The organism is Stenotrophomonas sp. STEN063, assembly GCF_056854515.1.
Window position 1 is genome coordinate 1 of the sequence record NZ_JBXFWF010000108.1, and the last position, 7,982, is coordinate 7,982.

At 63.2% G+C, this 7,982-nt stretch carries 5 protein-coding genes; 2 read left to right on the top strand and 3 right to left on the bottom strand.

The window, feature by feature from the left end; translation table 11 throughout:
* A partial coding sequence (locus AC1VWL_RS18750; RefSeq protein ID WP_482987682.1) for a hypothetical protein occupies nt 1-283 on the top strand: 283 nt, incomplete at its 5' end.
* 81 nt (nt 284-364) lie between these two features.
* On the opposite strand, the gene AC1VWL_RS18755 is transcribed toward AC1VWL_RS18750, so the two are convergent.
* From AC1VWL_RS18755 to AC1VWL_RS18765, 3 genes are all read right to left on the bottom strand, one after another.
* Nucleotides 365-2,710 carry a TonB-dependent receptor gene (locus tag AC1VWL_RS18755; protein ID WP_482987683.1) on the bottom strand — a complete coding sequence of 782 codons (2,346 nt, stop codon included), beginning with the start codon at nt 2,708-2,710 and terminating at the stop codon, nt 365-367.
* A gap of 207 nt (nt 2,711-2,917) precedes the next feature.
* Nucleotides 2,918-3,919 (bottom strand): extracellular catalytic domain type 1 short-chain-length polyhydroxyalkanoate depolymerase, encoded by a 1,002-nt coding sequence (locus tag AC1VWL_RS18760; RefSeq protein WP_482987684.1) that lies wholly within the window; start codon nt 3,917-3,919, stop codon nt 2,918-2,920.
* Nucleotides 3,920-4,006: 87 nt separating this feature from the next.
* Nucleotides 4,007-5,410, bottom strand: coding sequence for a GntP family permease (locus tag AC1VWL_RS18765; RefSeq protein WP_482987685.1), 1,404 nt, complete (start codon nt 5,408-5,410; stop codon nt 4,007-4,009).
* Between the two features lie 155 nt (nt 5,411-5,565).
* On the opposite strand from AC1VWL_RS18765, the gene AC1VWL_RS18770 reads away from it, so the two are divergent.
* Nucleotides 5,566-7,764: a TonB-dependent receptor gene (locus AC1VWL_RS18770; RefSeq protein ID WP_482987686.1), complete on the top strand. Its 2,199-nt coding sequence runs from the start codon at nt 5,566-5,568 to the stop codon at nt 7,762-7,764.
* Nucleotides 7,765-7,982: the final 218 nt, after the last annotated feature.

Sequence of the window (7,982 nt, forward strand, 5' to 3'; positions counted from 1 at the left end):
GGCTTTGGCTCTGGCTTTTTGCTCCGATGCCGTCATTCCCGCGAAGGCGGGAATCGCTCTGCTACTGGCTCCTGGCTCTTATGCTTTGGCTTTGGGTTTGGCTTTGGCTTTGGCTGTGGCTGTGGCTGTGGCTGTGGCTGTGGCTGTGGCTGTGGCTGTGGCTTTGGCCGTGGCCGTGGCCGTGGCCCTTTCCCTTCTCCCGTTTACGGGAGAAGGTGCTCCGCAGGAGCGGATGAGGGCGGCTTTTGGCTTCCAGCCCCTGCTTTGCCCACTTTACGAATGACGCAAAGCGCAGCTGCACGGCGCTTTGCACCGCCCCCTCACCCCAACCCCTCTCCCGCAAGCGGGAGAGGGGCTTGAGCAATCAACGCCAGTTGTAGTTGAACGAAACACCAATGATGCGCGGATCGTTGTAGACCGCCGCCATGTAGTTCTCGATCACACCCTTGAGGTTCTTCTCGTTGGTGATGTTGCGGGCGAACGCCGCCACTTCCCAAGCACCGTAGCCGCCGGTATAGCCAACGCGCAGGCCACCTTCGAAATTGCCCTTGGAGTAGAACTCCTTGCTGTCGTACAGCACGAACTGGGTTTCGCCCTGCTTGTTCCAATCCGTTGAGAAGAACACCGCGCCATCATCACCCACCGGAATGTCGTAACGCGCGGCCAGGTTCAGGTTGTACTTGGGTGCGTTCGGCAGCGGGTTGCCGTCGATCTGGGCGTAGACATTGCTGCCGATCTTGATGGTCGGGTCGTTGACCGTGCACACCACAACGCCATTCAACGCACAGACCTGCGCATAGACGCGCTTGTCCTGGATCTCGCTGTGCAGCAGGCTCAGACCGGCCGTCAGCGACAGGTTCGGGATCGGGCGCCAATCCATGTCGGCTTCCAGGCCGTAGGCACGCGCCTTGTCGGCATTGAACAACACGCCGTTGCCGTTGGAGTCATTGCCGTTGAGCTGGATGTCGTTGACCGTGTAGGTGAAGCCACTGACGTTCAGACGCAGGCGGTTATCGAACAGGCTGCTCTTGATGCCGGCTTCCCAGGACAGGATGGTTTCCGAATCGGCAGTGGTGAAGTCGGCATTGAATACCGCCGAGCGGCCCTGGATGGTCGGCCCACGGAAGCCACGTGCCACGCGTGCGTAAAGGCTCAGCTCCGGGCTGACTTCATACATCGCGCTCAGGTCCCAGCTCGGCTGGGTGTCCGACATCTCGACGTTGTGGCGGCCCTTGTAGGTGACCAGACCGGCAGCGGTGTCGGCGGTTTTCAGCAGACGCGTGCTCTTCTCGTCCTTGGTCGCACGGATACCAGCGGTCAAGGTCAGCGCATCGGTGGCCTTCCAGCTAACCTGGCCGAAGCCTGCCCACGAGGTATTGATGTTGCGCAGGCGCACCCAGTTGTTGGGATTGCGTGCCGGTGCGTCGAGGAACCAGGCGCGCTGGTAGAAATCGGTGGTGTCGCGGCCATCGAAGTAGAACGCTCCAACCTGCCATGACAGCGGATCGGTGGCATTGGAAGCCAGGCGCAGCTCCTGGGTGAACTGGTCCAGGTCCTGCACCTGGCCCATCGACTGGCCATAGCCGTTGGGCAGGCCATTGACCGGATAGTTCGCCGCGGCACCGCCATCGGTATCGCCACGGCTGTAGCCGGAGGTGGTCTCGTAGGCGCTGATCGAGGTCAGCGTGGTGTTGCCGAAGTCATAAGTGGCCTTCAGCGAGCCACCGTGGGTCTTGTAGGCCTGCGGGTTGTTGTCGGCCTCATCGAAGGCGACCTTGTCACGCGGCACATCGACGCGATTGCTGCCCTTCACCAGCGCATTGCGCAGGAACAGGGTGGAGGTGCCTTCATAGTCGCGGGTATGCACGGAGCCGAGCAACGAGAACTGCTCGTTCGGCTTGTACAGCAGCTGCAGACGCAGGTTGCGGTCGTCGTAGCCGCCCATCGTGTCGTTCTTCGGCGTCACCGTGCCATCGGCGCTGGGGCCGCGATAGGTGTTGTCCACCCAATCGTCGCGATGCTGGTACAGGGTCGACACACGGTAGGACAGCACGTCATTGATCGCGCCGCCCATGCCACCGTCGATGGCGACCGTGTTGTAGCTGCCGTAGCTGACATTCACCCGGCCGCTCGGATCCTGGCTGGGCTTGGCGGTATCGAACTTGACGATGCCGGCGGTGGTGTTGCGGCCGAACAACGAGCCCTGCGGGCCGCGCAGCACTTCCACCTGGTCCACGTCATAGACCGGATTGGACTTCAATACCACATGCTCCAGCACCACGTCGTCCTGGATGATGGAGACTGGCTGCGAGGCGCCGAGGTAGAAATCGATATTGCCCAGGCCACGGATATAGAAGCGCGGGAAGATGCGCCCGGTGGTGGTCTCGGCATAGAAGCTGGGGACGCGGCCGGACAGCGCCAGCAAGGTGTCATCGGCACCTTCGGTATAGCTGCGCAGCGCCTCGCCCTGTACCACGCCCACCGATACCGGCACGTCCTGCAGGTTCTGCTCGCGGCGCTCGGCGGTGACGGTGATGGTGTCCAGCGCCGTGGCGGCGCTGCGCGCCTCGGCCGGCGCGGCATCCTGGGCCAGCGCGGTCTGTGCGGCCAGTGGCAGGATCAACAATGCGCAGGCCTGGGCCAGCAGCGAGCGACGCGGAAAATGATGGGTGGTACGGGTGACTGCAGAAGTGATGCGGTGACGCTGCATGGAATGGCCTTGGTTGGCAGTTGATGATTGCGCTCAGCCCGGATAGGGCCGACTGCGCGGCATGAGGCGCGCAGATCATCACCGCACAAGGTTGCAATTCGATGGCATCGCCAGCCGATAACATCATAAAACCACACGCCAGCGCAGGAGCCGATTGCTCCCACGCTGGCAATGACACGCTTCAATCAATTCCCGCGTTGCAAGCGCTCAGCGCAGCTGGTCCTTCAGGAACAACCAGGTGATCAGGGTTGCATCCGGCCCCTGCGGGTCGGTGAACGGCAGGCCGGAGGTGCTGCCGCTCCACGCATGACCCATGCCATGCACCAGATAGTCCTGGACCAGGGTCTTGCCGCCGTAGGTGTAGTTCTTGACCGTGTACGCGCGCCCACCCGGCACCTGCCCGGCAACCGTGCTGGTCGGCACGTACTTGACCGAGTCATTGTCCAGCCCGTCATCGGCCAGGTCGTTGGTCTGCAGGAACTGACGCACCGCCTGTTGGCCGTTCACCGGGTTGACCGTGGCATCGGCGCTGCCATGGAACACCAGCACCGGCAACGGGCGCGGCGACGGCGAGCCCGAGCACTGCCAGGCAAGCTTGCCATTGCTCTCCGGCGAATAGATGCTGCCCGCCAACAACGCATAGGCGCTGCCAGATATGGTGGTTGCGCCCTTGTACATGCCGCCGGAATGGATGGCACCGGCAGCGAACACGTCCGAATAGCAGGCCAGCATGATCGAGGTCATCGCACCGCCGGCAGAGATGCCGGTGACGTAGACCCGGCGCGGATCAACGGCATAACCGGCCTTCACCGCATCGACGATCCCCGCCAGGATCGAGGCCTCACCGCTTCCACGCGCCTGGTTGATCGGCAGCTGCCAGTTCCAGCAGCGGGTCGGATTGGAGGTAACGTTCTGCCGCGGATAGACCACGATGAAACCTTCGACATCGGCGACATCATTGAAGCCCGAGGCTTCGCCCATCAGGTTGGGCCCGTTGACGCAGCCATGTAGTACCAGCAGCACCGGCAATGGCTTGCTTGTCTCATAACCCGCCGGCACCCACACCTGGTACTCGCGGGCACCGAAAAGGTTGCCGTACACACCGAAATCCCAATGGCCTGCAGCGCTTTGCGCGAACGCGCTGCCCGCCGCCAGCCAGCTGCACAGCAGCAGTACAAGAGCCTTGATTGAAGCGATTCCAGATTTCATAGCCAGATCCTCATGCGTGAGTCGTGGATGAAGTCGTACCGGAAATCCTCGTGGACCAGCCTTCCAGAGGGTGTTGCGACGCCGCTGTCAAACCCAGCCGGTGGCGTAATAGATGCCGATCACCACGAACACCGCCAGGGTCTTGATGATGGTCACGGCGAAAATGTCCTTGTAGGCCTGACGATGGGTCAGCCCGGTCACCATCAACAAGGTGATCACGGCGCCGTTGTGCGGCAGGCTGTCCATGCCGCCCGAGGCCATCGACGCAACCCGGTGCAGCACTTCCATCGGAATGCCAGCCGCCTGCGCGTTCTCGATGAAGGTCTCCGACATCGCCGCCAAGGCGATGCTCATGCCGCCGGAGGCAGAGCCGGTGACGCCAGCCAGGCCGGTCACGGTAACGGCTTCATGCAGCAGCGGGTCCTTGATCGAACCCAAGGCATTGGCCACCACCATGAAACCCGGCAATGCAGCGATCACCGCGCCAAAGCCATACTCCGAGGCAGTGTTCATCGCGGCCAACAAGGCGCCACTGATCGCGGTCTTGGTGCCATCGGCAAACTGGGTCACCACCGGCCGCCAGGCCAACAGCATCACCGACAGGATGCCCACCAGCAGCGCCCCCTCCACCGCCCAGATCGCAGCGATCTTCGGCACTTCCTGCACCACCGGAGCGGACTTGCCGAGGATGGACGGCACGAAGCTGTGCTCGGCGCCATACCAATGCGGAATGCCGAGGGTGAACAGCTTGTTCGATACGAACACCAGCAGCAGCGGTAACACCGCAATGCCCGCATGCGCCAGATTGGTACCAGTGAACGGCACCGGCTCGTTGACCAACGTCGCCGGATCGCCATAGCCCTCGCCATTGCGCACGGCAACGCGACGGCGCCACTCCAGGTAAGCCATGCCCACCGCCAGCACGAAGATGCTGCCGAGGATGCCGAGCACAGGCGCGGCCCAGGTGTCGGTGCCGAAGAACGTGGTCGGAATGATGTTCTGGATCTGCGGCGTGCCCGGCAGCGCATCCATGGTGAAGCTGAAACCGCCCACCGCCAGCGTCGCCGGGATCAGCCGCTTGGGGATATTGCTCTGGCGGAACATCTCGGCAGCAAACGGATAGACCGCGAACACCACCACGAACAACGACACGCCACCGTAAGTGAGCAGGCCCGACACCAGCACGATCGACAGCATCGCCCGCTGCGGGCCGAACAACCGGATCGCCGCCCCGACTATCGATTTGGAGAAGCCGGACAACTCAATCAGCTTGCCGAACACCGCACCCAGCAGGAACACCGGGAAGTACAGCTTCAGGAAGCCGACCATCTTGTCCATGAACAAGCCGGTGAACATCGGTGCCACCAGCGACGGGTCGGTCAGCAGCACCGCGCCGAGTGCGGCAATGGGCGCGAACAGGATCACGCTGTAACCGCGGTAGGCCACCAGCATGAGGAAGCCCAGCGCTGCAAGTACGATCAGTAACGACATACGGCGCTTCCGAGTGGAGAGGCGCCCAGTATCCTGATCTGATGGCCGCTGCCGACTGGACCTAGGTCCACTCGCTGGTGCACACCCGCGTCGCTAGCCTTGGCTCCGAGGGTGGCATGCGGCCATCTACAACGCACTTGCCTGGGGAGGACCGAATGAAGCGGAATTGTTTGAGCCTGATGATCGGCGCGCTGTTGGCCTCCGGGCCGGTATTGGCACAGGAAGCACAACCGGCTGCGGCGACGGAGGGCAAGGCCGCTTCGGCCACCAACCTGGACAGCATCACCGTCACCGCGCGCAAGCGCGAAGAAACCCTGCAGGAAGTGCCGGTCGCGGTCACCGCCTTCACCTCCGAAGCGCTGGACAAGTTGAACGTGCAGGACATCGCCGATCTCGACTCACAGGTACCGAACCTGACCATCTACGCGGCGCGCGGCGCCAGCAGCACGGTCACCGCCTACATCCGCGGCGTCGGCCAGTCCGATCCCACCTGGGGCGCGGACCCGGGCGTGGGCATCTATCTGGATGACGTCTACATCGCTCGCCCGCAGGGTGCCCTGCTGGACGTGTTCGACGTCTCACGCATCGAAGTACTGCGCGGCCCGCAGGGCACGTTGTACGGCAAGAACACCATTGGCGGCGCGATCAAGTACATCTCGCGCGGCCTGCCCACGCAGGTCGAGGGCTATGCCCAGGTCACCGCCGGAAACTACAACCAGCTTGATGCCAAGGCCGCCATCGGCGGCCCGCTGGGCGGCGCCGACAGCGGCCTGCGCGGACGCATCGCGGTGGCCAGCATGAACCGCGACGGCTTCGGCGAGAACACGCTGACCGGCCAGCCGATCAGCGACAAACAGATCAATGCCGCACGCCTGAACCTGGGCGCCTATGCAGGCGACGACTTCGACGTGCAGTTCGCGCTGGACTGGATTGATGACCAGTCCGGCATGCGTGGTTCGAAGATGCTGGCACCTAACCCGTTCACCCCGGCCTACCCGCCGATGGATGACCGCTACGACATCCGCTCGGGCATGCAGAACCTCAACAGCGTCGAGACCAAGGGCGCCTCGGCTACGGTCAATTGGCGCCCCAACGACGACATTGCACTGAAGTATGTGGTCGCCAAGCGCGAATCCGACAGCCACTCCAACATCGACTTCGACACCACGCAGGTCAAGCTGGCCGACGTCGGCGGCTTCTACGAGGACAGCCAGGTCAGCAACGAGCTGCAGTTGAACTACGACGCCGGCGGCCGCGTGCGCGGTGTGGTTGGCCTGTACCAGTTCAGTGGTGAAGCTGGCGGACAGATCCGCAACAACTTCTTCAACCTGCAGTTCGGCGATACCCGCGGCAAGGTGCTGACCGACAGCATCGCGCTCTATGCGGACTGGACCTTCGACCTGACCAACAAGCTCAAGCTCGACGTCGGCGCCCGCTACACCGACGAGGACAAGCGTGCGGTCGTGTTGAACCGTTTCTACTCCGACGCGACCTTCAGCCGCCCGATCGCAGTCGCTGCGGACTTCGACAAGACCACCAACTTCAAGAACGTCTCGCCGAAGGTGTCGCTGGACTACCAGATCACCCCGGACATCATGGTCTACGGTCTGGCCACGCGCGGCTTCAAGTCCGGCGGTTACAACATCCGCGCCAACGCCGTGGCGGTGCCGCGCTCGGCCGAGCCCTTCGATGACGAGACCGTCGACAGCTTCGAGATCGGCAGCAAAATGGGCTTCCTCGACTCGCGCCTGTTCCTGAACCTGTCCGCCTTCCACAACAAGTACAAGGACATCCAGCTGTCGGTGTTCACCGGCATCGACACCAATGGCGACGGCGTCAACGATGCCTTCTTCGGCGACTTCACCAATGCCGGCAAGGGCACCGTCAACGGCCTGGAAATCGAATACCAGTACCTGCCCACCGCGCACTGGCTGATCTCCGGCAACCTGGCCTGGCTGGACACCAAGTACGACGAGTACATGGACCGTGGCGTCAACGTCGCCAAACAGATGAAATTCACCAATGCGCCGGATTTCTCGGGTGCACTGAACGTGGAGTACCGCACCGAACTGGCCAATGGCAGCAACCTGTCCGCACGCGTGGGTTACAGCTACCAGAGCGAAGTGTGGCCGACCACCGACCTGAGCCCGGTGATCCGCCAGGACGGCTACGGGCTGGTCAATGCCGGCGTGATCTGGAAGCTCAATGACGCCTGGACCTTCTCGCTGCAGGGCACCAACCTGGCCGACAAGGAATACCGCACCACCGGTTACAACATCCCGGCAGTCGGCACCCTGATCGGCTTCTATGGCCCGCCGCGCCAGTACAGCCTCAGCGTCCGCTACGATTTCTAGGAAACACCTGCATGACCCAGTCTTACGATGATCTGTACTGGAGCAGCAACGATGGCCTGCGCCTGCACGCGCGCGACCATGCACCGGCCGGGGGGGGGGGGGGGGGGCCGGCGCGGGGGGGGGGGGGGGGGGGGGGTGTGGGCGCTTCGCAGCAGGGGGGACGGCCCCGGCCGAGCATGGCGCGGCACTACAGCGGTTCCCACAATAGGGACGTTCCC

Coding starts and splice junctions, on each gene's coding strand:
- AC1VWL_RS18755 (WP_482987683.1), bottom strand. CDS start 2,710: ATGCAGCGTCACCGCATCACTTCTGCAGTCACCCGTACCACCCATCAT.
- AC1VWL_RS18760 (WP_482987684.1), bottom strand. CDS start 3,919: ATGAAATCTGGAATCGCTTCAATCAAGGCTCTTGTACTGCTGCTGTGC.
- AC1VWL_RS18765 (WP_482987685.1), bottom strand. CDS start 5,410: ATGTCGTTACTGATCGTACTTGCAGCGCTGGGCTTCCTCATGCTGGTG.
- AC1VWL_RS18770 (WP_482987686.1), top strand. CDS start 5,566: ATGAAGCGGAATTGTTTGAGCCTGATGATCGGCGCGCTGTTGGCCTCC.